Here is a 2,913-nt window from a genome sequence, read left to right as displayed (position 1 = left end):
AGATACGGGAAGCCCTTAGCCAGTGTGATGCTGTGTTCATTCAAAACGGCCCGCCGGATCGCGGCAAGAAAGATACTCATCTGGCCGCTAAGGCGATTGATTATGTTGCCAGTGGCAGGCCAATACTGGCCGAACTGCCTGAGGGAGAAACACTGAGCTTTTTACGACGATATGCCGGAAAGCTCTATGAAGTTAGTATTGGGGATCCGGCAACCTATCAGCAGCAGCTACATACAATGTATCAGCAATGGCAGCAACACCCACAACAGGTATATCGCTCCAGTGACGAGTTCTATCAGGCTTTTGATGCCCGGGCACTAGCCAGTCGGCTATACAGGATTTTAGATGAAGCACGAGCATAAGAAATATCATGATCATCTGCTTGAACAAGGTGCGGTTGTATTGCCTGACTTGCTCAATGCAACCCAGCTAAGCAATATGCAGCATGCATTCCATCAGCGTTTGCAGCAACCGGCGTTTAATTCCTGGAATGGCTACCATCAGACAGATAGACGCCGTCAAACGGTGGATCAGTTGCTAACCATTGATAAAGCGTACGTGGATCTGGTGCTCACACCGATTATCTATCAGTTGGTGACCGCGTACCTGGGGGACAACGCCTGTATTCAGGAAGCTAAAGGCTGGCGTAGCCTGCCGTTTGCAGATAACTTCCACCCTCTCCATCGTGATGAGTGGTATTGCAGAAAGTACTACCGGCACAGTTCACAACCTAAGTCACTCAAACTAGGTTGCTATCTGGAGGATGTCGACAGTGGAGCGTTTGCCTTTGTGCCCAAATCTCACCTTGACCTTGAAGATGAGAGGGGAAGAGGTGCTGGTTTACAGCGGATTATGGGCAAGGCGGGAACGTGTTTTTTGTTTGACCCTGACTGCCTGCATCAGCAAAGCTATCCGAACCTTCGACCAAGAATTGCTGTGTTTTATCATTTCTTTTCCCCCGAGATTGTACTGTCCCAAAATTTTACCCAATGGGGGCGCTACAGCCAGGTGCTAATTGAGTCTAGCTACCTGGCCGCGTGTTCCGCCGAGCAGTTGGCATTTTTAGGAGCGGGCAGGCCGTCATACAGCCAGGATGGCGTATCTGTTCAGCACTTTGGTTGGGCCAGAAAGCCGGTGAACATGCTGATCCGGTGCCTGAATGAAGGGCAGTTTTGGTTTCATCGTGTTCAGGCCAGGCTGGCCAGAGGGGCCAAGTAGAAGAGCTAAGGTAGAGATGCAAAAGAGTAAAAATACGGCCATTCAGCCAACAGAGAGTGTGGGAGTCTTTCTGTTGTTAGTGGCTGAAGGCCGTATGGAGTAATGCGATGTGGCTGGAAGTTACTGCAGTTCCCAGTCGCCTCCCAACGCCTTGTTAAGACCGGTAGCCAGATTGGCTGTCTGCAGTTTCGCTGCAATGACCCGATCAGCCATAATATGCTGCTGGCGTTGGGCATCCAGTACCGTCAGGTAGTCAACCAACCCCGCAGCATACAGCGACTTGGCTTTCTTGACGGCTTTATCCGTTTCGGTTTTAGATTCCAGTACCAAGGTCTGATACTGCTGGCTGTTCCCATAGCCGTTTAGCAGAGTTTCCACCTCGCCTATAGCCCCGTTTACGGCGTGTTGGTAAGACAGGGCGCTGCTTTTAAAGCGCGCTTCCTGAATGTCGATAAGGGCCTCGTTGCGACCACCGTCAAACAGGTTCCAGCTTACGCCGATATTGGCTATCCAGGTTGCCGAATCACTGCTGAACAGATCGTCAAAATCCTTGGCAAGCAGGCCCGGTGCGCCGGTGAGGTAGAACTTCGGATACTGGTTGGCGATGGCTGCACCGAGCTCGGCATTAACTGCAGCCATTTCCCGTTCGGCTATCCGAATATCAGGTCTGCGCTGAAGCAGATCGGAAGGCAGGCCGGTAGGAATGATCCCGCTCAGCTCAGGAACTGGCTGAGAGGCTGAGAGCAGCTGGCTTTGGCTGAGACGGGCCTTCATTCCTGCAGGTGTTTCGCCCAATAAGATAGCCAGCCTTTGCTGGTGGACACTCTCGGCGGTTTGCAGCTGGGGGATCACGGACTTTGTTGCTGCCAGCATCGCTTTGGCCCGGGCAAGATCCAGCTCGGAGCCGTAACCGCTCCTGAGCATCTTCTCTATCAGCGCAAGTGTTTCTTCCTGATCACGTACCATGTCTGCAGCAATTGCCTTTCGTGCCTGAGCACCGCGCATCTGCAGGTAGTTATGGATGACGTCTGAGGTGATCATCGTCGTCAATCCCTCGCGGAATATATCAGCCTGCTCTTTACGGATCGCGGCTGCCTGGGCCTGTTTGTCGATGCGACCGAACAGATCCATTTCCCAAGCGATGGTGGCACCAGCGTGGAAGGCTTCCTGATTGGAGTCGACCAGCGCAGTGCCGAGCGGGTTGTTGCTTGATACGACCGGCCCAAGCAGGGGATCGTTCTCACTCAAGCCAAATGATGAATATCCGGCCCCCAGGCTGACTGTCGGCACTTTGAATGACTCCACCATTTGTTGGTAAGCCTGCGCGGCCTTGATGCGTTCGGCTGCGATTTTCAGCGGAATGTTCTGTTGCTGGGCATCGGCGACCAGTTGGTTCAGCATTGTGTCGTTGAACTGATACCACCAAGGGCTGGTACTTGCCAATGCCGCCTGCTGGCTGATGCCTGCTGTTTGCTGGTACAGGTACTCAGTGTCGAGTGTCTGTTCCGGCGGTTGGTAATCCGGCCCGGTGGCACAGCCTGATAGTATAAGGGCAACAACGATCGGTGATAGTTTACGCAGTTTCATCGCTGAGCTCCTTGGTATGAACAGCTGACTCGGAACGGTAGAACAGGCGATACAGCGCCGGCATGACAAACAGTGACAGCACCGTTGCTGCCGCCAGGCCGCCGATGA

Annotated in this window: 2 protein-coding genes and 1 pseudogene; 2 read left to right on the top strand and 1 reads right to left on the bottom strand. The window is 53.2% G+C overall.

Features of this window, described 5'->3' with window-relative positions; translation table 11 throughout:
* Together MHN01_RS23000 and MHN01_RS22995 are read left to right on the top strand one after the other, a co-directional pair.
* A pseudogene (locus tag MHN01_RS23000) lies at positions 1 to 362 on the top strand (hypothetical protein); the annotation flags it as partial.
* Positions 346 to 1,218 carry a phytanoyl-CoA dioxygenase family protein gene (locus MHN01_RS22995; RefSeq protein WP_239413675.1) on the top strand — a complete coding sequence of 291 codons (873 nt, stop codon included), beginning with the start codon at positions 346 to 348 and terminating at the stop codon, positions 1,216 to 1,218. The pseudogene MHN01_RS23000 and the gene MHN01_RS22995, both read left to right, overlap by 17 nt.
* 120 nt (positions 1,219 to 1,338) lie before the next feature.
* Here the strand turns inward: MHN01_RS22995 and MHN01_RS22990 are convergent, their stop codons facing one another.
* Positions 1,339 to 2,805, bottom strand: a complete 1,467-nt coding sequence (locus tag MHN01_RS22990; protein ID WP_239413674.1) for an efflux transporter outer membrane subunit — start codon at positions 2,803 to 2,805, stop codon at positions 1,339 to 1,341.
* Positions 2,806 to 2,913 lie beyond the last annotated feature (108 nt).

The organism is Photobacterium sp. OFAV2-7, from assembly GCF_022347985.1.
In the GTDB taxonomy this organism is placed as follows: Bacteria; Pseudomonadota; Gammaproteobacteria; order Enterobacterales; family Vibrionaceae; genus Photobacterium.
Note: the sequence above shows the minus strand (reverse complement) of the source record. Positions and strands in the feature narration are given on the sequence as shown.

Coding starts and splice junctions, on each gene's coding strand:
- MHN01_RS22995 (WP_239413675.1), top strand. CDS start 346: ATGAAGCACGAGCATAAGAAATATCATGATCATCTGCTTGAACAAGGT.
- MHN01_RS22990 (WP_239413674.1), bottom strand. CDS start 2,805: ATGAAACTGCGTAAACTATCACCGATCGTTGTTGCCCTTATACTATCA.